Origin of the sequence: Naasia sp. (assembly GCF_025465545.1) — a bacterium.
Lineage (GTDB): Bacteria > Actinomycetota > Actinomycetes > Actinomycetales > Microbacteriaceae > Naasia.
In genome coordinates, this window is sequence record NZ_JAODMK010000040.1 from 36,396 (window position 1) to 58,289 (window position 21,894).

Annotated in this window: 20 protein-coding genes; 5 read left to right on the forward strand and 15 right to left on the reverse strand. The window is 71.9% G+C overall.

Annotated features, from left to right (window positions below):
* Positions 1 to 190 precede the first annotated feature (190 nt).
* The 5 genes from JWR33_RS10305 to JWR33_RS10325 all read right to left on the reverse strand — a co-directional run bounded on the left by JWR33_RS10305 (position 191) and on the right by JWR33_RS10325 (position 6,483).
* Positions 191 to 2,899 carry a DNA translocase FtsK gene (locus JWR33_RS10305; RefSeq protein WP_297411691.1) on the reverse strand — a complete coding sequence of 903 codons (2,709 nt, stop codon included), beginning with the start codon at positions 2,897 to 2,899 and terminating at the stop codon, positions 191 to 193.
* A 70-nt stretch (positions 2,900 to 2,969) separates the two neighbouring features.
* Complete coding sequence (locus JWR33_RS10310) at positions 2,970 to 3,461, reverse strand: GNAT family N-acetyltransferase (RefSeq protein ID WP_297411693.1); 492 nt, start codon at positions 3,459 to 3,461, stop codon at positions 2,970 to 2,972.
* Between the two features lie 60 nt (positions 3,462 to 3,521).
* Positions 3,522 to 4,751, reverse strand: coding sequence for an ABC transporter permease (locus tag JWR33_RS10315; protein WP_297411695.1), 1,230 nt, complete (start codon positions 4,749 to 4,751; stop codon positions 3,522 to 3,524).
* Complete coding sequence (locus JWR33_RS10320; RefSeq protein ID WP_297411697.1) at positions 4,751 to 5,449, reverse strand: ABC transporter ATP-binding protein; 699 nt, start codon at positions 5,447 to 5,449, stop codon at positions 4,751 to 4,753. Before JWR33_RS10320 ends, JWR33_RS10315 begins: the two co-directional genes overlap by 1 nt.
* Positions 5,446 to 6,483 (reverse strand): hypothetical protein, encoded by a 1,038-nt coding sequence (locus JWR33_RS10325; protein ID WP_297411699.1) that lies wholly within the window; start codon positions 6,481 to 6,483, stop codon positions 5,446 to 5,448. Before JWR33_RS10325 ends, JWR33_RS10320 begins: the two co-directional genes overlap by 4 nt.
* A 181-nt stretch (positions 6,484 to 6,664) precedes the next feature.
* On the opposite strand from JWR33_RS10325, the gene JWR33_RS10330 reads away from it, so the two are divergent.
* Both JWR33_RS10330 and JWR33_RS10335 read left to right on the forward strand, forming a co-directional pair.
* On the forward strand, positions 6,665 to 7,258 hold the full coding sequence (locus JWR33_RS10330) for a TetR/AcrR family transcriptional regulator (RefSeq protein WP_297411701.1): 594 nt from the start codon (positions 6,665 to 6,667) through the stop codon (positions 7,256 to 7,258).
* 13 nt (positions 7,259 to 7,271) lie between these two features.
* On the forward strand, positions 7,272 to 8,408 hold the full coding sequence (locus tag JWR33_RS10335; protein ID WP_297411703.1) for a nucleotide disphospho-sugar-binding domain-containing protein: 1,137 nt from the start codon (positions 7,272 to 7,274) through the stop codon (positions 8,406 to 8,408).
* Here the strand turns inward: JWR33_RS10335 and JWR33_RS10340 are convergent.
* The 4 genes from JWR33_RS10340 to thyX form a co-directional block, all read right to left on the reverse strand.
* On the reverse strand, positions 8,395 to 10,071 hold the full coding sequence (locus tag JWR33_RS10340; protein ID WP_297411706.1) for a ribonuclease J: 1,677 nt from the start codon (positions 10,069 to 10,071) through the stop codon (positions 8,395 to 8,397). The two genes, JWR33_RS10335 and JWR33_RS10340, sit on opposite strands and share 14 nt — an antisense overlap.
* A 61-nt stretch (positions 10,072 to 10,132) precedes the next feature.
* Positions 10,133 to 11,110, reverse strand: a complete 978-nt coding sequence (gene dapA, locus JWR33_RS10345; RefSeq protein ID WP_297411708.1) for a 4-hydroxy-tetrahydrodipicolinate synthase — start codon at positions 11,108 to 11,110, stop codon at positions 10,133 to 10,135.
* Between the two features lie 10 nt (positions 11,111 to 11,120).
* Positions 11,121 to 11,882, reverse strand: coding sequence for an SDR family oxidoreductase (locus JWR33_RS10350; RefSeq protein WP_297411711.1), 762 nt, complete (start codon positions 11,880 to 11,882; stop codon positions 11,121 to 11,123).
* 215 nt (positions 11,883 to 12,097) lie between these two features.
* Entirely contained in the window at positions 12,098 to 12,853 is a 756-nt protein-coding gene (thyX, locus tag JWR33_RS10355; RefSeq protein ID WP_297411713.1) for an FAD-dependent thymidylate synthase, read from the reverse strand.
* 85 nt (positions 12,854 to 12,938) lie between these two features.
* Between thyX and JWR33_RS10360 the strand changes: the two genes are divergently transcribed.
* The gene (locus JWR33_RS10360; RefSeq protein ID WP_366074072.1) at positions 12,939 to 14,039 is read left to right on the forward strand and encodes a TIGR01777 family oxidoreductase; all 1,101 of its coding nucleotides are present in this window, start codon (positions 12,939 to 12,941) and stop codon (positions 14,037 to 14,039) included.
* Here the strand turns inward: JWR33_RS10360 and JWR33_RS10365 are convergent.
* Together JWR33_RS10365 and dapB are read right to left on the reverse strand one after the other, a co-directional pair.
* Positions 14,005 to 14,430, reverse strand: coding sequence for a hypothetical protein (locus JWR33_RS10365; RefSeq protein WP_297411897.1), 426 nt, complete (start codon positions 14,428 to 14,430; stop codon positions 14,005 to 14,007). The two genes, JWR33_RS10360 and JWR33_RS10365, sit on opposite strands and share 35 nt — an antisense overlap.
* 52 nt (positions 14,431 to 14,482) lie before the next feature.
* Positions 14,483 to 15,316: a 4-hydroxy-tetrahydrodipicolinate reductase gene (gene dapB, locus JWR33_RS10370; RefSeq protein WP_297411715.1), complete on the reverse strand. Its 834-nt coding sequence runs from the start codon at positions 15,314 to 15,316 to the stop codon at positions 14,483 to 14,485.
* A gap of 38 nt (positions 15,317 to 15,354) precedes the next feature.
* Here dapB and JWR33_RS10375 point away from each other — a divergent pair, with 38 nt between their 5' ends.
* On the forward strand, positions 15,355 to 15,822 hold the full coding sequence (locus tag JWR33_RS10375) for a GNAT family N-acetyltransferase (protein WP_297411717.1): 468 nt from the start codon (positions 15,355 to 15,357) through the stop codon (positions 15,820 to 15,822).
* Positions 15,823 to 16,524: 702 nt separating this feature from the next.
* Here JWR33_RS10375 and JWR33_RS10385 read toward each other — a convergent pair.
* Both JWR33_RS10385 and JWR33_RS10390 read right to left on the reverse strand, forming a co-directional pair.
* Positions 16,525 to 17,127 (reverse strand): histidine phosphatase family protein, encoded by a 603-nt coding sequence (locus tag JWR33_RS10385; protein WP_297411719.1) that lies wholly within the window; start codon positions 17,125 to 17,127, stop codon positions 16,525 to 16,527.
* Positions 17,128 to 17,163: 36 nt separating this feature from the next.
* Positions 17,164 to 18,522, reverse strand: coding sequence for a pitrilysin family protein (locus JWR33_RS10390; RefSeq protein WP_297411721.1), 1,359 nt, complete (start codon positions 18,520 to 18,522; stop codon positions 17,164 to 17,166).
* Positions 18,523 to 18,781: 259 nt separating this feature from the next.
* On the opposite strand from JWR33_RS10390, the gene JWR33_RS10395 reads away from it, so the two are divergent.
* Positions 18,782 to 19,372, forward strand: coding sequence for a TetR/AcrR family transcriptional regulator (locus JWR33_RS10395; RefSeq protein ID WP_297411723.1), 591 nt, complete (start codon positions 18,782 to 18,784; stop codon positions 19,370 to 19,372).
* 105 nt (positions 19,373 to 19,477) lie between these two features.
* Here JWR33_RS10395 and JWR33_RS10400 read toward each other — a convergent pair whose 3' ends face one another.
* Together JWR33_RS10400 and JWR33_RS10405 are read right to left on the reverse strand one after the other, a co-directional pair.
* Positions 19,478 to 20,704 (reverse strand): aldo/keto reductase, encoded by a 1,227-nt coding sequence (locus tag JWR33_RS10400; protein WP_297411725.1) that lies wholly within the window; start codon positions 20,702 to 20,704, stop codon positions 19,478 to 19,480.
* Between the two features lie 163 nt (positions 20,705 to 20,867).
* Positions 20,868 to 21,809, reverse strand: a complete 942-nt coding sequence (locus JWR33_RS10405; RefSeq protein ID WP_297411727.1) for an aldo/keto reductase — start codon at positions 21,807 to 21,809, stop codon at positions 20,868 to 20,870.
* Between the last annotated feature and the right edge of the window lie 85 nt (positions 21,810 to 21,894).

A 21,894-nucleotide genomic window follows, 5' to 3' on the forward strand; every position in this document is an offset into this window, starting at 1 on the left:
GCGGTCTCGCGGGCGGTGCCCGTGCCGCCTGCGGCTCCGCTGCCGTTCCGAGACACTCGTCGCTCCCTGCCGGTCGGTGCAGGGCGCTCCTCCCCGGGAGCACCCTCGTTCCTCGTCATCGTAACCGCCGCCGCGTCGGGGCGGCCTCGTCCGTCGGCGTCGTCAGCGGCCGCGAGGAGGATGCGCTGGATCAGTCGCGGCCGGTCAGGCCCCAGGCGTCCTCGTCGGGACTGTCCTCGACGACCTCGTAGCCGTCGAACTGGGCGTCCACCGCGTCTCGGGAATGCGCGACGGGGCCGGCCCCGGCGGGCCGGGCGGTGGAGGCCGCGCCGTCCTCGCCGCGCATCCGCGCGAGGACTCCGGGCAGCTGCTCCACGGTGACGAGCACGTCACGTGCCTTCGACCCCTCGGAGGGGCCGACGACCTCGCGTGACTCGAGCAGGTCCATCAGGCGCCCGGCCTTGGCGAAGCCCACGCGGAGCTTCCGCTGCAGCATCGAGGTCGAGCCGAACTGGGTGGTGACCACGAGCTCGGTGGCCTGCAGGAGCAGGTCGAGGTCGTCGCCGATGTCGGCGTCGATCTCCTTCCGCTCCACCACGGCCGCGACGTCGGGGCGGTACTCCGGTCGCGCCTGCGCGGTGCAGTGCTCGACGACCTTGGCGATCTCGGCCTCGGTCACCCAGGCGCCCTGCGTGCGCATGGCCTTCGAGGTGCCCATCGGCAGGAAGAGGCCGTCGCCCTGGCCGATCAGCTTGTCGGCGCCCGGCTGGTCGAGGATGACCCGGGAGTCGGTGACGCTCGTCACGGCGAACGCCAGCCGGGACGGGACGTTCGCCTTGATCAGGCCGGTGACGACGTTGACGCTCGGCCGCTGGGTGGCGAGCACCAGGTGGATGCCGGACGCGCGGGCCAGCTGGGTGATGCGGACGATCGAGTCCTCGACGTCGCGGGGGGCGACCATCATCAGGTCGGCGAGCTCGTCCACCACCACGAGCAGGTACGGATAGGGCCGCAGGACCCGCTCGCTGCCGGCGGGCAGGATGATCTCGTTCGCGACGACGGCGGCGTTGAAGTCGTCGATGTGCTTGAACCCGAACGACGCGAGGTCGTCGTAGCGCATGTCCATCTCCTTCACGACCCACTGCAGCGCTTCGGCCGCCTTCTTCGGGTTCGTGATGATGGGCGTGATGAGGTGCGGGACCCCGGCGTATGCAGTGAGCTCCACGCGCTTCGGGTCGACGAGCACCATGCGCACCTCGGACGGCGTCGCCCGCATCAGCAGCGAGGTGATCATGGAGTTGACGAAGCTGGACTTTCCTGAGCCGGTGGAGCCCGCGACCAGCAGGTGGGGCATCTTCGCGAGGTTCGCGACGACGAAGCCGCCCTCGACGTCCTTGCCCACCGCGATCGTCATGGGGTGCTTGCTCTTGGCGGCCGCCGCGGAGCGCAGCACATCCGCGAGAGCCACGATCTCGCGGTCCGTGTTCGGGATCTCGACGCCGATGGCGCTCTTGCCCGGGATCGGCGAGAGGATGCGCACCTCATTGGAGGCGACCGCGTAGGAGATGTTCTTCTCCAGGGCGATGACCTTCTCGACCTTGACGCCGACGCCGAGCTCCACCTCGTAGCGGGTGACCGTCGGACCCCGGGAGAAGCCGGTGACCTTGGCGTCCACGGAGAACTGGTTGAGGACCCCGGTGATCGACGCGACGATCTCGTCGTTCGCGGCGGACCGGCTCTTGGCCGGCGGGCCGGGCGTCAGCAGCGAGGCGGGGGGAAGCCGGTACGGGCCTGACGGGATGGGCGTGGCGAAGTCGGGTTCGGCGTCGAGCTCGTCGTCGGTGGGCGACGACTTGGTCAGATCCGGGACGACGGGGGAGGCCGCGGCGGCCGATGCGGGGGCGGCGTCCGCCCGGAGCATGTCCTCGAGCAGCTCGATGCCGAAGTCCCCGCTGTCCGCTCCCGACTCGGCGGCCGGAACCTCCGGCTGGATGACGTCGGTGAAGGACGGCTCCACGATCGGGGTGTCGAATGCGCGCTCGGGGTCGCGCTTGCCCTTGCTCTTGCGCCACCACGGCAGGCTGTCGGTGTCGATGAGCGGCGGCTCGAGGTCGAGGTCGACGACCTCGGTGGTCGCGCCCTTGCCGGATCGAGGGGACTTGGCGGGGGCCGCCTCCTCCGTCGTCTCCGCGCCGAAGAGGTAGGCGTAGAGCTGGCTCATCCGCTCAGGGACCCGGTTGGGCGGGGTGCGGGTGATGATGAACAGGGAGAGCATCGCCAGCACGGCGACCACGAGCGTGGCCCCGAGCGGGGTGAGCAGCCAGGCGAGCGGTGCCGCGATCAGCCAGCCGAAGACCCCGCCGCCGAGGGCGATGCGGTCGACGCCCTGGCTGGGCACCGGCATGCCGGTGTAGAGGAAGCACAGGCCGGACACCGACACGATGAGCAGGGCGAGGCCGATGCCGATCCGGCCGTTGTCGTGGACGGAGCTCGGATGGCGGAACAGCCAGATCGAGAAGACGAGGAAGATGACCGGCAGCGCGAACGCCACGCGGCCGACGAGTCCGCCGAAGGTCCACGCGTCGAGCGTCATGGCGATGGGATCGCCGACGAAGAACCACTCGACGACCGCGCCGGCCACCGCGAGGGTCAGCAGCAGGAACGGGATGCCGTCCCGGCGCTCGCCTTTCGCCACATTCTCCGGACCGAGCGCGCGCGCGGCCGCCCCCGCGCCGTGCGCGAGCCCCAGCCAGCCCTTGGCGAGAAGGCCCTGGGGCTCCTCGGAGACCGGGTACTTCCTCGTGCGCTGCGTCGCCGTGCGGGCGCGCGGTTTGGTGCCGGTGCTGCGCGCCGCGGTCGTCGCGCGGGCGCGACTCGTCGTCCTGCTGCCTCCAGCCATGCGGCTACGGTACCTCCGAGGTCCCCCCGCGTCCCGCTGACACGCGCTCGGAAGCCCCGGTCGGGCGAGGTCAGTGCAGCGTGCGGACCATGATGTCGGCGCTGCCGCGGGACTCGACGACGGCGAAGTGCTCGCTCGTGTAGAGACGGTGAGCGAAGTTGCCGCGCTCCACGCTGAGGCTGATCCTGGCGTGCCCGTCGGCCGCCGCCTGTACGAGGAGCTCGCGCAGCAGGATCCGGCCGATGCCCTGCGCCCGCCAGATCGGCTTGACCCCGAGGATCAGCTCGGGCACTCCCGTCGCCACGAAGCCGAGGCCGGGCCGGTCGCCCGAGAAGAGGCGGTACCAGGCGGCCCCCAGCACATCGCCGGTGTCGTCCTCGGCCAGGAAGCCGGCGTCGCCGGGTCGGCGCCATGCGGCGATGTAGCGGCGCCGCATCGGATCGGCCAGCACGGTCACGCGCGGGCGGCTCCGCTCGGAGTCCCAGTTCGCCGCCTCGACGAGCGCATCGGTGAGCGCGCGCCCGTCGCCGGGCCCGGCCGCGCGGATCACCACGGTGCGCACGCCGCAACTCTGCCACTGTTCCGTCCGCCAGGGGGGGGGCGGGAGCCGGGCGGGAGCAGATCAGTACCGGATGGCGTCGATGACCTTCACCCGGACCGCGACCAGGGCCGGGATGAGCCCGGCGAGGGCGCCGACCGCCGTCGCGGCGATGAGGCCGACGACGGCCGCCGACATCGGGAACGGCGGCACGTCGGTGATCCCCTGAGCGAGGAACTCGGTGGTGATGGGGTTGCGGATGAGCAGCACCGCCAGCATCACGCCGACCACGCCCGCGGCGACCGTCGCGACGACGCTCTCCAGCATCACGGCGAGGAAGACCCGGCCGGCGGTCGCCCCGAAGGTGCGCCGCACGCCGATCTCGCGGATGCGCGTGCGCACGGTGACGAGGGCGATGTTGACCAGCCCGAGCGCGCCGAGCAGCAGCACGAGGAGCGCGATGCCGCCGATGATCAGCTGCACCTGCCGGAGCGACTCGGCATTCTGCTCGCCGTAGTCGTTCCGGAAGGCGTCCACCTGCACGCCATCGCCGAGCTGGCCCCGGATGTCGGCCGACAGCCGGGCCCCGAGGGGCTCCGCGATGTCGGCGGGCACCCACACCTCGAACTGCGGAGTCCCGTACAGCGCCTGCTGCTCGGGGCTCTGCAGGGCGCGGGCCTGCGACGCGAGCATGAACATGGAGGGCGCGAGGTCGAAGCTGGGCGACGGCGTCACCCCGACCACGACCGCGGTCACCTCGTTCGTGGCGGAGAGCGTGAGGGTGGGATGGCTGCGCAGGTCCGGGGAGCCGATGCTCTCCCAGAGCCGCTCGTTCACGACGAGCGCGGGGGCGAGGCGCCGCTCGTCGGAGGTGGTGAACCACTCCCCCTCGAGCAGCGGGACCCGATGCATCTGGCCGAACGGGATGTCGACGGTCTCGGTGGGGACCGACTGCCTGCCGCCCGGCAGGCGCACCTGCTGCTCGCCGTAGCCGTGCTCGCTGGCGTAGCCGATGTCGTAGCGATCGACCGCAGTGCGGAATGCGGTGCGGATGTCCTCGGCCGGGAGGATCGAGCCGTCGTCGGTGAATGCGTTGATCCCCATCGTCGCCGCGCGGCCGCCGGAGCGCTCGCTCGTCTCGCGCAGGGCCTGCTCGGCGACCGAGCCAGCAGCGACGACCGCAGTGAGCGCGCAGACGGCGACGCCGACCCCGATCAGCGACAGCAGCACCCGGCCCCGGTGGACGCGCACCTCGGCCCACGCCTCGCTGAAGGCGCCGACGACGCCGGTGGCCAGCCCGCCGAAGAAGCCCATCAGTAGCGCCCCGCCGGCACCCGGTCGGAGATCCGCCCGGCGTCGAGCCGGTAGTGACGGCTGGCTCGGGCCGCGATGTTGGGGTCGTGAGTGATCGTGACCAGGGCGGCGTCGGTCTCGTTCGCGACCCGCTCGAGCAGCTCCATCACGGTGCCGCCGGTCTCGAGGTCGAGGGCCCCGGTCGGCTCGTCGGCGAGGATCAGCCGCGGACGCCTGACCAGCGCGCGGGCGATCGCGACCCGCTGCTGCTCGCCGCCGGAGAGCCGCTCGGGCGTGGACCCGAGCCGATCGCCGAGGCCGACGTTCTCGAGCATCCGCGTGGCGATCGCGCGCCGCCGCCAGAAGGCGACGCCGGAGTCGTAGAGCAGCGGTGTGGCCACGTTCTCGAGCGCCGTGCGCCGGGCGAGCAGGTTGAACTGCTGGAAGACGAAGCCGATGCGCCGGCCGCGGAGCCGGTCACGGCCCGCGCTCGAGAAGCTGCGGGCCGGAAGCCCCTCGAAGAGCACCTCGCCCGTGGTCGGGGAATCGATCAGCCCGAGCATGTTGAGCAGGGTGGACTTGCCGGAGCCCGAGCGCCCGACGATCGAGACCCGGTCCCCCTCGAAGACCTCGAGGTCGACGCCGTCGAGGATCGTGAGCGGCGCTCCGTCGGGCAGGGAGACCGTGCGCGACACCTGCTCGAGGCGGATGATGCTCACTTGACGATTCCGCCCCCACCGCAGACCACGTTGCCGCTGCCGTCGTCGAAGCACTCCTCGCCGCCCGGCACCGGGGCCTGGGCGTCCGGGCTGAACTGGAGGATCGCCTCACCCTGCTCCAGTCCGCCGGTGACCTCCACCATCGACCCGTCGGTGAGGCCGAGCGTCACATCCCGGGGCTCCGTGCCGCCCTCCGGGAGGACGGCATGGACGACGCCGGTCTCGGCGCCGCCCTCCACCGCGGTGGTGGGCACGACGAGCACGTTCTCCGCCTGCCCGGCGGGGATGGTGATCGACGCGGTGAGGCCGGGGAAGACCCGGACGTCCTCGGGCACGAGGCAGCGGACGGTCGCGCCGGTGGCGCCGTCGCCCGTCGTGGGGTCCGGCTGCTCCCCCGCGAGGGGCGCCGTGATGCGCAGCTTCTCGCAGGCGAACGGCGCGGGGCCGCCGGTGATGGCGACGGTGGCGTCCTCCGGCTCGTCCAGCAGGCGGTACTGCTGCTCGGGGCTCAGCGTGCCCGAGACGGAGAAGCTCGGCGGGGCGACCTTGCCCGATTCATCGCCCACCGCGACGGCCTGCTTCGGGATCACCGTGAGCGCGGTCAGCGTGCCGGTGATCGGCGCGAACACCTTCTCGTAGGTGATGATCGGGTCCGGCTGGGTGATCGTGACGACGCCCTTGTCGTCGGTCGTCTCGATGGGGTCCTGCGGCGTCTCGACCTTGATGTCGAAGATCTTGTCGCCCTTGTCGACATGCTTGCCCTCGGCGATGAAGATCTCGTCGACGGCGCCGACCGCTGTGGCCTTCAGGACGACAGCAGGATCCGCGGACACCGTGCCGTCGAGCGTCACGTCGTTGACGATGGTGCCGAGCTCGACCGTGACCTGTGGATCGGAGAGCTGACCGGTGGGGAAGGCCGGCCCCTGCGCCTCGGCGACATCGGGAAAGAACGCCAGCTTGATGAGGGCGGCGGCGATCAGCGCGAACACCAGGATCCGGAGGATCGGGAAGACCCATCTCCGCACGACGCCCATCGGTCCCCGCCTGCTCTGCCGCGCGCTCTGGCGCTGTGCGGTCTCACAGTAGGGGTCCGAGCGCGGAAGGCGAATCATCCTCACGGGTGAGCCGCCTGCCCGCCATGAATCTCCCGCCCGACCACTTTCGCGTTAACTGGCATTGACGCGAATATCCGGCCGGGCGTACCCTCCGGTTGACATGACCAGCACCCGGCCGTACACGATGACCGCCCGTGCGGATTCCGCCGCAGAGACGGCCGGGCGGATCGTCCGTGCGCTGATCGAGCTCGTCACGGAGCGCGTCTCCCTGGAGGTGACGCTCGACGAGGTCGCCGGGCGAGCCGGGGTCAGCGTGCAGACCGTCCTCCGGCATTTCGGGAGCCGGGACGCGCTGCTGGAGCGAGCGATGGCGGTGGGCGCCGCGGAGGTGGCGGAGGAGCGCAGCTTCCCCGCCGGGAATCTGGAGGACGCCCTCGGCGTGCTGCTTCAGCACTACGAGAGGCGTGGGGACTTCGTGCTCGGAATGCTCGCACACGAGCAGCGGGACGAGAGGATCCGCCGGGTGATGGCGCCCGGTCGGGTCTACCACCGCGACTGGGTCGCCGATCTCTTCGGTCCGGCGCTCCGGACGAGGGCCGACGCCGACACCGGCTTCGACGCTGACGAGACGATCGACCTCCTGGTCGTGGCGACCGACGTCTACGCCTGGAAGCTGCTCCGCCGCGACCGAGGGCTGTCCGTCGGCGACGTGCATCGCCGGATGCTCCGGCTCACCACCGCCATCCTGACCTGAGCGGAATCCCACGATGATCACGATCCTGTTCGCCACCGTCAACGCCGGCGGGAATCTCCCCCCGGAGGTCGGGATCGGCGCCGAGCTGCAGCGGCGCGGCCATTCGGTGCGCTTCCTCGGGCATCCCGGGCAGCGCTCGGCGGTGGAGCGCTCGGGACTCGCCTTCGGGGCCTACCCGAGCGGCGCTGACTACGACCCGACCCTCGAGCGGAGCACCCTCCGCGGCCTCCGCGAGCTCACCGGGGTCTTCGCCGACCCGCGGATCACCGCCGACGTGATCGCGGCGGCCCGCCGGGATCGCGCCGATGTGCTCGTCGTGGACTGCCTGCTCACCGGCCCCCTGCAGGAGGTCACGCGCGCCGGCCTGCCCGTCGTGTCTCTCGTGCACACCTTCTGGGAGTTCTTCGAGCGGATGACCGCCGGTCCCGTGGGAGGCGTGCTGCGGCTTCGGGGCGTGCACGCTCGCGCGGCCCTCACGGCGCCGGCTCTCAGCATCGTCACGGCGCGACGGGACCTCGACCCGGCAGGATCGGTGCCGCCCGCAGTGCGGCACGTTGGCGCGGTGTGGCAGGGAATCCCGACCCAGGCGGCGACCGGGGCGGGGCGGCCACGCATCCTGGTCAGCCTCAGCACGACCTGGTTCCCGGGGCAGGAGCAGACGCTGCAGGCGATCCTCGATGCCGTCGCAGCTCTGCCCGTGGATGCGGTGGTGACGACCGGCCCTGCCGTGCCGCCCGGCAGGCTGCGGGTGCCCCGCAATGCGGAGGTGCATTCCTGGCTGGACCACGGGCCGGAGCTCGCGCGTGCCTCCCTGGTCGTCGGTCACGGTGGACACAGCACGCTGATGCGGGCGCTCTCCCACGGGGTCCCGGTGCTCGTGCTGCCCATGCACCCGATGCTCGACCAGCCGATGGTCGGCGCCGCGGCCTCCCGGAACGGGGTCGGCCGCTCACTGTCGAGGAAGGCGTCCCCGGAGACGATCGGCGCGGCCATCACGGCCATGCTCGGCGACCCCGCCCTGACGGCCGCCGCCCGCCGGATGGGCGAGGACATCCGGCGTGCCGACGGCGCCGTGGTCGCGGCCGACCTCGTCGAGCAGTTCGCCGCAGGCCGCCGTGCAGGCGGGGAGGAGCCGGTCAGCCCTCGATGATGATCGGCACGATCATCGGCCGGCGCCGGTGCTGCGTGTTGACCCAGCGCCCCACGGTGCGGCGCACGACCTGTGAGAAGGCGTGGGTGTCGCGCGTGCCGTTCTCGGCCGCCTCCTGCAGGGCGCGGCGCACCTTGGGGATCACGTCGTCGAAGATCGCCTCGTCCGGGGCGAATCCCCTGGCATGGATCTCCGGCCCGGCCACGACTCGCCCGGTCTGGGTGTCCACCACGGCGAAGATGGAGATGAACCCCTCCTCGGCCAGCACGCGCCGGTCCTTGAGGTCCGCGTCGCTGATCTCGCCGACGGACGAGCCGTCCACGTACACATAGCCGAGGTCGAGCTGGCCGACCACGCGGGCGACTCCGTCGCGCAGGTCGACGACCGTGCCGTTCGCGCCGACGATCGTGTTCTCCGCCGGCACGCCGGAGTCGATCGCGAGCTGCGCGTTGGCCATCAGGTGCCGGACCTCGCCGTGCACGGGCAGGACGTTCTTCGGCTTGAGGATGTTGTAGCAGTAGAGCAGCTCACCCGCGGCGGCGTGGCCGGAGACGTGCACCTTGGCGTTGCCCTTGTGCACCACCGTGGCACCCAGCTTGGTGAGGCCGTTGATCACGCGGTAGACGGCGTTCTCGTTGCCGGGGATCAGGCTGGAGGCGAGGATGACCGTGTCGCCCTCGCCGATCTCGATCTGGTGCTCCAGGTTCGCCATGCGGGCGAGGACCGCCATGGGCTCGCCCTGGGAGCCGGTCGACATGTAGACGATGCGGTCGTCCGGCAGGTCGGCCGCCTTCTTGGCGTCGATCAGCAGGCCGTCGGGGACCCGGAGGTAGCCGAGCTGCTCGGCGATGCCCATGTTGCGCACCATGCTTCGGCCGATCAGCGCCACCCGGCGGCCGTGCGCGGCCGCCGCGTCGAGCACCTGCTGAACGCGGTGCACGTGGCTGGAGAAGCTCGCGATGATCACCCGGCGGGGCGCCTTGCCGATGACCTGCTCCAGGACGGGGCCGATCGAGCGCTCGAGCGGGGTGAAGCCCGGGACGTCGGCGTTCGTTGAGTCGACGAGGAAGAGATCGACGCCCGCCTCGCCCAGCCGGGCGAACGCGCGCAGGTCGGTGAGCCGGCCGTCGAGCGGGAGCTGATCCATCTTGAAGTCGCCGGTGTGCAGCACCGTCCCGGCCTTCGTGCTGATCGCGACCGCGAGCGCGTCGGGGATGGAGTGGTTGACGGCGACGAACTCGAGGGCGAAGGGGCCGAGGACCTCGTGCTGCCCCTCCCGCACCGTGAGGGTGTACGGCGCGATCCGGTGCTCCTTGAGCTTCGCCTCGACGAGCGCGAGGGTCAGGCCGCTCCCGATCAGCGGGATGTCGGCGCGCAGGCGCAGCAGGTAGGGCACGGCGCCGATGTGGTCCTCGTGGCCGTGGGTCAGCACGATGCCGAGCACGTCGTCGAGCCGGTCCTTGATCGGCGAGAAGTCCGGCAGGATCAGGTCGACTCCCGGCTGGTCCGCGTCGGGGAACAGCACGCCGACGTCGACGATCAGCAGCTTGCCGTCGTACTCGTAGACGGTCATGTTGCGGCCGACCTCCTCGAGGCCGCCGAGCGGGATCACCCGGAGGGTTCCCGTCGCAAGGGTGGGCGGCTGGCGGATCTGGTCCTGCATGGCACTCCTTCCGGCGTCCTCGGGACGCCGCTGGGCCGCCTCGTGGCGGCGGGGGGAAATCTCAGCGTGTGGTGCCGGCGACCTTCGGCAGCGCTCCACCGGCGGCCGCGTTGCGGTCGGGCCGGAAGTTGCGGAAGCTCGCTCCGGGGATGTCCTTGACGAGGTCGATCTCGTCCTCGATCTGCGCGGCCTCCCACTCCTCGGGTCCCACGAGCGGGAGCCGCACGCGGGGAGAGGAGATGCGGCCCAGGCCGTGCAGGATGTACTTCGCCGCGACGGTGCCGGGCACGTGAGTCATGACCGCGCGGACGAGCGGCTCGAGGGCCTTGTGCGCCGCGGTCGCCGACGCGAGGTCGCCGCTGTTCACCGCGTCGATCATGGTGCGGTACGGGGTGGGGGCGATGTTCGCCGTGACGCCGATCAAGCCGGTGCCGCCGATCGCGAGCGTCGGCAGCGCGTTGGCGTCGTCGCCCGCGAAGTACATCAGATCGGTCTGGTTGAGCACCCGGCTGACCTCGCTGAGGTCGCCCTTGGCATCCTTGACGGCGCGGATGTTCGGGTGCTTGGACGCCCGGAGAATCGTCTCGTACTTGATCGCGACCCCGGTGCGGCCGGGAATGTCGTAGAGGATGACGGGCAGGTCGGTGGCGTCCGCGATCATCCGGAAGTGGGTGAGGATGCCCGCCTGGGTGGGCTTGTTGTAGTACGGCGTGACGATCATGACGCCGTCCGCGCCCGCCCGCTCGCTCTTGCGGTACAGCTCGATGGCGTGCGCCGTCTCGTTGGATCCGCCGCCGGTGACGATCCTGGCCCGGCCTGCGGCGACATCCTTGCCCGTCTCGACGAGGCGCACCTTCTCGGGGTCGGTGAGCGTGCTGGTCTCCCCCGTGGTGCCGGTGACGACGATGCCGTCGGCGCCCGCGTTGATCACGTCGTCCATGTGCTTCTCGACGCCCGGCCAGTCCACTTCGCCGTCGGCGGTGAACGGAGTGACCAGGGCCACCAGGACCTGGCCGAACGGGTTGTCTTGCGCGTGCACGGGGTCAAGGCTATCTGGCTCGGAGCGCGCCCTTCGCGACGATCCTCGCCGGAAGCAGGCGCGACAGCGCCACGATCGCCTTGTAGCGGAGGCTCGGGATGGTCACGGCCCGCCTGCGGTCGGCGCCGCGGAGCGCGGCGCGCACGACCGAGGGCGGGTCGAGCCAGAGCACTTTCGGGATGGTGTCCTTGCGGACGCGCATCCGGTCGTGGAACTCGGTGTGCACGAAGCCGGGGGCGACGGCGGTCACGGTGACTCCACGGCGGCGGTAGGCGATGTTGGCCGAGCGGCTGAAGGAGAGCACCCAGGCCTTGGCGGCGCCGTAGGTGCCGCGCGGGGAGTAGGCGGCGACGCTGGCCACGTTGAGGATGGTGCCGGATCCCCGCGGCAGCATGGCGGCGAGAGCGGCATGGCTGAGGCGCATCGGGGCCGTGACCAGCACGTCGAGAAGGGCCTGCTCGTCCGCGAGCGAGCTCTCGTCGAACGGCGCGCGCAGCCCGTAGCCCGCGTTGTTGACGAGGTAGGTGACGGGCTCCTCGGGATCCCGCAGCCGCGCCTCGACCCGTTCCAGGTCCGCGCGCACGGAGAGGTCGGCGGCGAGGACCTCGGTGCGGGCCCCGGTCCTCCCGGAGAGTTCCTCGCCGAAGGACCGCAGCCGCTCCTCGTTCCTGGCGACGAGAACCAGGTCGTAGCCGCGCAGCGCGAGCTGGCGCGCGAACTCGGCGCCGATCCCGGCGGTCGCGCCGGTGACGAGCGCCCATCCTCGACCCATCCGGCGACCCTACGCCCTCCCCGCGCTCCTGACCTTCCGTGACTGCCCCCTATCGCTCAGCAGGCAGATTCGCCTTCAGATCCCGTAGAGGGCCGTTTTTGCCTGCTCAAGGCAGAAACGCCTGCTGAGCGAGGGGGGCGGGAGGGGGGAGACGGGAAGGGGGGCGGGAGACGGGGAGGGGGACGGGGAGTGGACGGGGAGGGGGCAGGCGGCCGTCAGGGGGCGACGCGGCCGTTCGCGCCGAACGCCCCGGCGGTGAGCGGCATCAGCTCCTCCCAGAGGGACTCCATCTTCTCCGCCACCATCTCGATCTCGCGCTGCGGGAAGGACGGGAAGTGGCTGTCCTGGCGCTTGGTGCGCAGGGAGAGGAAGTTCATCAGCGCACGCGCGTTCATCGTCACGTACATGGAGGAGTAGAGGTTGAGCGGGAGCACGATCCGCGCGACCTCCCGCGCGATGCCCGCGGCGAGCATCCGCTGGTATGCCTGATAGGCCTGGGTGCACACGGCGCGCGCCTCCTCATCCACGAGGGCGGTCATCTCGGGCTCGCCCGGGACGAAGTCGTATGCGCCCGGCTTGCCGACCTGGACGAGGTTGCGGTCCGCGCCCGGCACGTAGAACACGGGGCGCATCTCGCGGTAGCGGCCCGACTCCTCGTTGTATGAGGCGATGCGGTGGCGCATGAACTCGCGGAAGACGAAGATCGGCGCCTGCACGTAGAAGGTCATCGAGTTGTGCTCGAAGGGCGAGCCGTGCCGGTCGCGCATCAGGTAGTTGATGAGGCCGCGGTCGCGCTTCTCGGTGACCGCGGGGTCGTGCTGCGCCTCCTCGAGGGTCTGCTCGCCCTGGGTGGACACGCGGGCGGCGAAGAGCACGTCGGAGTCGTGGGCACTGGACCGAACCAGCTCGACGACCACGTCGCTGCGGAACTCGATGGGCGCGGACGCCTCCGGGGCTTGAGTGTCTGTCACGGCTCCGACCCTAGCCGCGGACGGAACCGAGGGGGCGGAGCGTCGGAGAGCCTGCTGTCCGAAGGGGGAGCCGTAGGGTGGTGCCATGGCCGCTCCGAAGCGCGTACCCGTGCCACCGGCGAAGCCGAAGCGCGTTCCGGTGCCGCCCGCGAGGCCCGCCGACCCGGCCGGTGCTGCCCCGGCAGCCGCCTCCGGAGCCGCCGGAAGGCCGAGCGCCGCAGCCGCTCCGCCCGCCCCGAAGCCGGCGCCTCGTCCCCCGATCACGAAGGACAGCAAGCTGCGGGTCCTCGTGGCCGGCGCGAGCGGGATGATCGGCCGCGAGCTCACCCACCAGCTGGCCGCGGCCGGGCACACCGTCCTCACCCTGGTGCGACGCCCTCCGCAGACGCCGGCCGAGTTCACCTGGGCGCCGGACGCCAAGATCCTCGACTTCCGCCTGCTCGACGATGTCGACGCGGTGATCAACCTGTCGGGGGCCTCACTCAGCCGGCTGCCCTGGACCGCCGGCTGGCGCACCCAGATCCTCCGCTCGCGGGTCAAGGCCACCCAGGCGCTGGTGGAGGCGATGTCGATGGCCGCGCGCCCGCCGCAGGTCTTCCTCAGCGGCTCCGCGGTCGGCTACTACGGCAGCCGGCCGGGCGAGGTCCTCACCGAGGAGTCCCCCCGCGGAACCGGGTTCCTGTCCGACGTGGTCGAGCAGTGGGAGGCAGCGGCCCGGCTCGCCCCCGAGGCGACCCGCACGGTGCTCCTCCGCTCGGGCGTCGTGCTCGGCCACGACGGCGCCCTCAAGCCGCTGCGCCTCCTCACGCGACTCGGCATCAGCGGGCCGCTCGGCACCGGCCGCCAGCAGTGGGCCTGGATCGGCCTGCACGACGAGGCGGCCGCGATCGTGCACCTGCTCACCTCGGACCTGGCGGGGCCGGTCAACCTCGTCGCTCCGGAGCCCGCGACCGCCGGAGAGATCGGTGGCGAACTCGCCCGCAGCCTGCACCGCCCCTTCGCCTTCGCGGTGCCGCGCAAGGTGCTCGAGCTGGCCCTGCAGGACGCCGGCCGCGACCTGCTGCTCGCCGACCAGCTCGTGCGGCCGGAGCGGCTGCTCGCCGACGGGTTCCGCTTCCGGCACCCCACCAGTGCCGAGGCCCTCGCCGCCCTCAGCCCGGAAGTACCGGCCGCCGCTCGAGCGTGATGGCCTGGCGGATCGCCTGGCGGGCACGCCTGCGGTCGCCGCTCGCGTCGTAGGCGAGGCCCAGCCGGAACCATGCGCGCCAGTCCTCGGGCGTCTGCTCCACCGCCGTGCGGTAGCGGGGGAACTCGGCGTCGGCGGCGTCGCGCTCCGGCCTGCCGCTCGCCCGCTTGGGGAGGTCGTCGACCGGCAGAGCACCCTCCGCGGCCAGCCGGTCGGCCAGCTGCTGCGACCGCAGCCCGAACAGCAGCTCGCGCAGCAGGGCCCAGGCTCCGAGGACCGGCAGGACCCCCAGCGCGATACCGAGCGCGATCGCGACCGGTTCTCCCGAGAGCACGAAGAGCACCGCGCGCTGGGCGACGAGCACCAGATAGAGCAGGAGCAGCAGCGCCATGCCCGCCACGGCGAACCTGCCGGTCACGGTCGGGTCTCCGTCCGCTCCGCGGTCACGCGGACGTGGCGGATGCGGCCTGGCCGGACGTGCCGCCGTCCGAGGTGCGTCCCGCGGGCGGATCGCCTGGAATGCGGAACCGGAGGTCGAGCAGCCGTTCGAGCCCCACCGTCACCCCGCGTGCGGTCCGCGCGGCGCGCAGAGCGAGCAGGATGCCCGCCTCATACGCCGCGGGCGAGAGCGTCTCGTGGCTCAGCGTGAGCACTTCCCCCACGCCGCCGAAGTGCACGTCCTGCTTCGCGACGATCCCCTGGAGGCGCAGGGAGTGCACCGGGATGCTGGCGACCTGCTGCCCGCGGGCGCGCTGGTCCGCGTGCGGGGCGCCCACCGGGCCCAGCTCCGATCGTGCGGCGCCCATCAGCTCGGCCGTGCGCACCGCGGTGCCCGACGGCGAGTCGATCTTGGTCGCCGCATGCGCCTCGACGATCTCGATCGAGTCGTAGAAGCGAGCGGCCATCGCCGCGAACGAGGTCGCGAGCACCGAGCCGATGGAGAAATTGGGGATGATCAGCACGCCGACGGCGGGCGCGCGGGCGACGGTGCGGCGGAGCGTCTCGATCCGATCGCCCGACCAGCCGGACGTGCCGACCACCACATTGACGCCGTGCGCGACGGCGTAGTCGACGATCCGCGGGGACACGTGAGGCAGGGTGACGTCGACGATGATGTCCGCCCCGCCCAGCTCGTCGAGGTCGCCCTGTGAGCCGATCCCGGCGGTGAGTGCGAAGTCCGGGGACTCCTCGACGAGGCGGGAGACCAGCCGGCCCAGCCGGCCCGTCGCGCCTGCGATCGCGACGCGCGTGGCGCTCGAGGAGGGCTGGTTGTCCACGCGCCAACCCTAGCAAGGGGCCGATCTAGGCTCTCCGCATGCGCTTCGTCCCTGCGGCAGCCGACTCTTCCGCCGCGCAACGGATGCTGGACGAGTACTTCTCGTCACGGGAGCTCGGCTTCTCCGGCGGCAGGTACCTGGTGGTGCCGCCCGACGCGAGCCGCTTCGTGCCGCCCGCAGGGATCTTCCTCCTCGTCCAGGACGACGCCGGGGAGGCGGTCGGCTGCGGCGGGGTGCGCCGGCTCGAGGACGCGGAGGAGGGTCCCGTGTTCGAGGTGAAGCACCTGTGGCTGCGGCCCGAGACGCGGGGACGGGGCTGGGGCCGGGCCCTGCTCGCGGAGCTGGAGCGCGAGGCCGTGCGGCTCGGAGCGGCCACCCTCGTGCTGGACACGAACGCAACCCTCACCGCGGCGGGCGGGCTCTACCGCTCGTCCGGCTTCACCGACATCCCGCCCTACAACGACAACCCGAACGCGACCAACTGGTATCGCAAGGCGCTCGCGTAGGGGGCTCCCCGACAGTCCACGATCGCGCGACGCACGTAGTCGTCACCGGGAGCACCGGACTGGGCAGTTCGCGAGAGGCGACTCCCCTGGACACCACACCTTCCGCAATCCCGCGCTCTCCGTCCACGACGGCCACCGACCGAGCACCGGTCCGGGGGGCGGGTCGAACCGGCAATGCCTGGCTGATCGGAGTCCTCGCCGGCCTGGCCGAGGCCGGGCTCGATCTGACCGACGCCGATCTCATCATCGGGACGTCTGCCGGATCGACGACCGCGGCCCAGGTGACGAGCGCGGCCCCGGCCGAGATGCATGCCGCCATCTCCGCCGCTGCCGTCCAGCGGCCTCGCCTACCGCATCGGCGACGGCCGATACATCGGCGGGGGCTACCGGTCCAACGTCGAGAATGCCGACCTGGCAGCCGGGTTCGCGCGGGTGCTGGTGCTGTCGCCGTTCGGCGCGAGGTCACGCACGCCGGTGGCCTGGGGCATGCAGCTGGCCACCCGGTGGACCAGCTGCGCGCCCGCAGAGCAGCGTCGCGACGATCTTCCCGGACAGCAGCGCCGAGCACTTCTTCGGCGTCACGCGATGTCTGTCGCTGCGTCCGCCCGCCGGCCGCGCCGGCCACGACCATGGCATGACGCTCGCCGGTCGGCTCGCCGTGTTCTGGCGCTGACGCGGACGCACCGGAGCGGGGAGGGCCGCCTAGAAGGGCTGAGGCTCCGGCATGCCGGTGCGGAGCTCGACGGGCAGGTGCGCCAGGTCGTTGTGCACCACGAGCACGGGAGGCTTGGCGGAGCGCACGCGGATGATGGTCAGCCCGCAGTTGGCCTGGTTGAGGCCCAGCCAGCGCCAGGTGGGGGCGTCGAAGACATGCCGCACGAACCAGCCGATCACGAAGTTGTGCGTGATGAGCAGGTCGTTCCGCTCACCGCGCGCGGGAGCCAGGAACTCCGAGACCGCGTCCTCCATCTGGGCGCGGCCCGCCTCGATCTCCGCCTCCGTCACCGAGTGGAACCAGGAGTCGAAGGAGCGCGGCGAATCCGGCGTCGGGCCCGACGGGATGCAGTCGAACAGCAGCGCGGAGGGGCGCGACTGCACGGCGGGTGCGACCTGACCGAACACCTGCGCGGTCTCCTCCGCCCGGCGCAGCGGGGAGTGCCACGCCCCGGTGAACGGGACACCGCTGAGACGCTGCGCGATCAGCTCGGCCTGACGCCGCCCACGGGCGGACAGCGGCCCGTCCGGAAGTCCGTGCTGCGCGTCCTGCTGCTCGCCGTGGCGGACCAGGTAGAGGTAGTGAGACAACGCTGTCCTAACGTGGGGTGCGGAAGGGGAAGAACGTCAGCGGCCGGCCGGCTGGCCGGCGAGGTCCGGCAGGAGGGCCTGGAGGCGCGCCTCATCGGCCGCGCCAACGGCGGTGATCGAGAGCGGGCGGCCCAGGAGGTCCCCCGCCAGGGCGCGCACGTCGCCGATCGTGACCGCCTCGAAGCGGCGAACCTGCTCGTCCAGGCTGAGGTACTCCCCCGTGCCGATCTCGGCCCGGCCGAGCCGGGACATTCGCACGTCGGAGTCCTCCAGAGCGAGCGCCGAGGAGCCGGCCAGCTGGCCGACCGCCCTCTGCAGCTCGAGCGCGGTCACGTCCTCGTCGGCCAGGCGGGCGAACTCGGCGAGCATCAGCTCGGCCACAGTCCCGACGTTGGCAGCGGCGGACGCGGCGGAGAGGGCCACGACCCCGGCATCCGAGAACGACGCGGCGTAGGAGTAGACCGAGTAGGCGAGCCCGCGCTTCTCGCGGACCTCCTGGAAGAGCCGCGAGGACATGCCGCCGCCGAGGATCGAGTTGAGGACCGAGAGCGCGGGGCGGCGCTCGTCAGCGGCGACCAGGCCGGGGACGCCGAGGAGGAGGTGCGTCTGCTCGGTGGGTCGCTCGACGAGGGTGAGCGCCGTGCCGCGCTCCAGCGGCCGCACCTCGGCTCGGCGGGAGGCCGGCGGGGCGACGTCCTCGAGCGCCCAGCCCGAGGCGCGCAGGCCGTGCAGCACCCCGCGCACGAGCTCGTCGTGATCGACCCCGCCCGCCGCGCTCACGACGAGCTGGGAGGGCAGGTACTCGGAACGGTAGTGCTCTGCGACGGCATCCCGGCTCGCGCCGGCGATGGTGTCGGGGGTGCCGCCGATGGGACGGCCCAGCGGGTGGTCACCGAGGACCGCCTCGAAGAAGCGCTCGCTCGCCACGTCCCCCGGGTCGTCCTCTGCCATCGCGAGCTCCTCGAGGATGACCCCGCGCTCGAGCTCGAACTCGTCGGGGTCGAGCAGCGATGCGGCGACCATGTCGGCGATCACCTCGACCGCCATGCCGAGGTGCACGTCGCGCACCTTGGCGTAGTAGCAGGTGTACTCCTTGGCGGTCGCGGCGTTGTGCTCGCCGCCCACCGAGTCGAACGCGACGGCGATGTCGAGGGCGCTGCGGCGCGGAGTGCCCTTGAAGAGCAGGTGCTCGAGGAAGTGCGTGGAGCCCCGGGCGACGGTCGTCTCGTCCCGGGAGCCGACGGGGACCCAGAAGCCGACGGTCGCGCTCTTGGCGCCGGCGACCTCCTCCGAGAGGATGCGGATGCCGGACGCATGTACCGTGCGACGAACGAGCGTGCCCGCCTCTGCGAAGAGGAGGTCCGGCTCGTCGAGGGGAAGATCGACGCCTGACATCGCGTTCACCCTACGTCACGAGGGTGCGCCCCCTCTGAGCGGCACTCGGACTGGGGTCGGTTATGAGGGGGACAAACAGACTTGTCTGTCCTCACCTTCTGATACTGTCGTGACAACGATCCCCCCGGATCGAAACACCAGGGCTACCCTCCCTGGCTCAACGGTTCGCTCGGTTCTCCCCAAACCGAGCGATCCATGTCGGACGCGGCTTCGCCCGCCGACTGAGACGGTCGCACTCGTGCGACCGAAGGAGGACGCCGTGGCGGCTGACGCCCCCATCCCAGCCGCCCGGCGTCCCTCTGCCGCGAAGATCCGCCTCCTCGAGGTGGCCGACCGGCTCTTCTACGCGGAGGGGGTGAACACGGTCGGCATCGACCGCATCATCGCCGAGGCGGCCGTCACCAAGGCGACCTTCTACAAGCAGTACGGCTCGAAGGACGCCCTGATCCTCGAGTACGTCGCCGGCCGGGATCGTCAGGTCCGCGAGTCGATGACCGAGCTGGCCGAGTCGAGCCCGAGCGCGGCGGCGACGCTGCAGGCCCTCGTCGAGACCATCGTCGCCGACACGAACCGGCCGGACTTCCGCGGCTGTCCCTTCATCAACGCGGCGGCCGAATTCTCCGATCCCGCCCATCCGGTGCGTCGCGCCATCGGCGCGCACCGCGACTGGTTCACCTCGTTCCTCGAGGACCTGCTGGCGGAGTCGGGCCACCCCACTCCCGGTGCGGCAGCCGACGAGCTCTACCTGCTGCGGGACGGCGCGATGGCGGGCGGCTACGCCGGTGACACCGTCGCCGCGAACTCCGCCCTGCTGCGAGCCGCGCGCCGCATCTTCGCCGAGGCCCGCTGACCGCCGGCGCACTTCCGCACTGGTTCTCAGCAGGCACGCTTGCGCTCGGCAGGCGGAAACGGGCGGGAACCGCCTGTTCTGCGCGGTTCTGCCTGCTGCGGGGAGTCAGTACTGGGACGCCCTGTCGAGCGCCGTGACCTGCGAGCGGCTGAGGTGCACGCTGGCCGCCCCGACGATCTCCGCGACCTGCTCCGGCCGGCTGGCGCTCACGACGGGCGCCGTGACGAGCGGCTTGGTGAGCAGCCAGGACACGGCGGCGGTCGACATGGAGACGCCCTGCTGCTCGGCCACGTCCTCGAGGGCGTCGAGCACCCGGAAGCCGCGCTTGTTGAGGTACTGCTCCACCCGGACCGCCCGCGAGTGCGCGTCGGAGCCCCTGGCCTCCTTGCTGCGGCCCCGGTACTTGCCGGTGAGGAATCCGTTCGCGAGGGCGAAGTAGGGCACCACGGCGAGACCCTGCGCCCGCACGATGGGGAGCAGATCCTTCTCGTACTCGGCTCGGTGCACGAGGTTGTAGTGGGCCTGCACGGCCACGAAGCGCGGCAGCATCAGCTGTCCGGCCGTGATCCGCGCCTCCATCAGCCGGTCGGGAGCGTAGTTGGAGGCGGCGAGGTAGCGCACCTTGCCGCTGCGCACGAGGGAGTCCGCGGCGGTCAGGCTCTCCTCGAGCGGGACGTCGGGGTCGTCGAAGTGGAAGTAGAGCAGGTCGACCGTCTCGACGCCGAGCCGGGCGAGGGACGCCTCGGTGGCGCGCACGATGCTCTGGGCCGACAGCCCCGGATGCTCGGCGCTGCGGGAGACCTTGGTGGACAGCACGATGCCGTCCCGGTTCCGCCGGGAGCGGAGCCATGCGCCGATCAGCGTCTCACTGCGTCCGGCGGCATAGGAGTCCGCCGTGTCCACGGCGTTGCCGCCGGCCTCCGTGTAGGTGTCGAGGATCGCCGTCGTGGCGTCGGCACTCGCGGTCCAGCCGAAGGTGCTGCCGCCGAGGATGACGGGGAACACCGCGAGGTCCGTGTCGTCGAAGCGGCGCAGCCGGTAGCGCTTCGACGGCTCGTCGAGGAGCGGTCGCGTCTCGGTCGCGGCCATGCCGGCGAGAGACCGGGTGATCACGCCGAGCGCCTCCGCGACCGCGGGCTCCTCGCCCGGCCGGTCCGGAGCGGCGGGGCGCTCCAGCACGGTGGCGGTCGGCGCCACCTGCGAGGCCTGACCGGCCTGTCCGGCCGCCTCCTGCGCCGGCTGGGCGGGCGACGCGGCGACGGGGGTCTCGTCGAGCGGCCAGTCCCAGAGCGGGACCTGGGCGTACACCGGGGCGCGGGAGGGCTCCGCCATGCTCCCCTCCCGTTCTCTGCAGGGCGGGTAGGGCGCCGAGGATGCCTCGCGCCTCCGCCTGCAGTCACGACGAACTGCGACGTCGCTGCTGCTGTCCGATCAGCCTACGCGTCGAGCGGGCTCGGCACCCCGACGATCTCCTGATCGTTACCGGGGCGACGGGTCAGCCGCTGACCCGGTCGAGCAGGGCGAGCTGGTGGCGGGTGAGGGTGATCTCCACGGCGGGAAGCATGTCGAGGAGGGCGGGTCCGTCCTTCGCCCGCACGACGACCGCGGACACGTGGGGCCGGCTGAGCACCCAGGCGAGGGCGACCCGGCCGATGTTCTCCCCCACCTCGTGGGAGATGCCCTCCAGCGTCTCGAGCACCTTGTTCCCCCGCCTGCCGACATAGCGCAGCGCCCCGGCGAACATCGGCGAGCTGGGCAGGTCGTCACGGGTGCGGAAGTCGCCGCGCAGGTAGCCGCTGGCCAGCGGGAGCCGGGCGAGCATGCCGAGCCGGTAGGTCTCCACGACGGGCGCGAGCTCCTGCTCGTAGCGGCGGCGCTCCATCAGGCTGTACTCCGCGAAGACCGCTTCGGGCCAGGGGAGGCCGATGGTGGTCGACACCCGCTGCGCTTCGACCAGGCGGGGGCCGGAGAAGTCGGAGACCGCGAGGTGGCGGACCTTGCCGGCCGCCATCAGCTCGGCGACCGCGGTGAGGGACTCCTCGAGGGGGGTCTCGGGATGGTCGCCGTCGAAGGAGAGCAGGTCGATGTAGCCGGTCCGCAGGCGTTCGAGCGAGGCGTCCACCGCGTCGAGGACGCTGCGCCGCCGAAGCCCGGGCGCGTCCGGGTGCCGGCCGATCTTGGTCGCGATAACCACCCGCTCACGCTGCGGATGGCGCGCCAGCCAGGAGCCGATCATCACCTCGCTGCGGCCTCCCGCATAGTGGTCGGCGGTGCTGATCAGGGTGCCGCCCGCCCCATGGAACTCATCCAGCACGTCGATCACCGCGTCGTAACCGGCGGTCCAGCCGAAGATCGAGCCGTCGATGCCGTAGGGGAAGACGCCGACGCCGGTGCTGCCGATCTGCCGTGAGACAGGCGTGGGAGCCACGGATTCCATCCCGCCTCCCTCCGGCGATCGGTCGCTCCCTTGATTTTACGAGGAAGTGGAAGCATATGCGCCCCCCCGGGTGGGCGCGCGGGTC

Bases quoted from the DNA above. Each gene is read 5' to 3' on its own strand.
- JWR33_RS10335 (WP_297411703.1), top strand. From the start codon at position 7,272: ATGATCACGATCCTGTTCGCCACCGTCAACGCCGGCGGGAATCTCCCC.
- JWR33_RS10390 (WP_297411721.1), bottom strand. From the start codon at position 18,522: ATGTCAGGCGTCGATCTTCCCCTCGACGAGCCGGACCTCCTCTTCGCA.
- JWR33_RS10325 (WP_297411699.1), bottom strand. From the start codon at position 6,483: ATGGGCGTCGTGCGGAGATGGGTCTTCCCGATCCTCCGGATCCTGGTG.
- JWR33_RS10315 (WP_297411695.1), bottom strand. From the start codon at position 4,751: ATGGGCTTCTTCGGCGGGCTGGCCACCGGCGTCGTCGGCGCCTTCAGC.
- JWR33_RS10405 (WP_297411727.1), bottom strand. From the start codon at position 21,809: ATGGAATCCGTGGCTCCCACGCCTGTCTCACGGCAGATCGGCAGCACC.
- JWR33_RS10400 (WP_297411725.1), bottom strand. From the start codon at position 20,704: ATGGCGGAGCCCTCCCGCGCCCCGGTGTACGCCCAGGTCCCGCTCTGG.
- JWR33_RS10360 (WP_366074072.1), top strand. From the start codon at position 12,939: ATGGCCGCTCCGAAGCGCGTACCCGTGCCACCGGCGAAGCCGAAGCGC.
- JWR33_RS10375 (WP_297411717.1), top strand. From the start codon at position 15,355: ATGCGCTTCGTCCCTGCGGCAGCCGACTCTTCCGCCGCGCAACGGATG.
- JWR33_RS10305 (WP_297411691.1), bottom strand. From the start codon at position 2,899: ATGGCTGGAGGCAGCAGGACGACGAGTCGCGCCCGCGCGACGACCGCG.
- JWR33_RS10340 (WP_297411706.1), bottom strand. From the start codon at position 10,071: ATGCAGGACCAGATCCGCCAGCCGCCCACCCTTGCGACGGGAACCCTC.
- JWR33_RS10365 (WP_297411897.1), bottom strand. From the start codon at position 14,430: ATGGCGCTGCTGCTCCTGCTCTATCTGGTGCTCGTCGCCCAGCGCGCG.
- JWR33_RS10350 (WP_297411711.1), bottom strand. From the start codon at position 11,882: ATGGGTCGAGGATGGGCGCTCGTCACCGGCGCGACCGCCGGGATCGGC.
- JWR33_RS10330 (WP_297411701.1), top strand. From the start codon at position 6,665: ATGACCAGCACCCGGCCGTACACGATGACCGCCCGTGCGGATTCCGCC.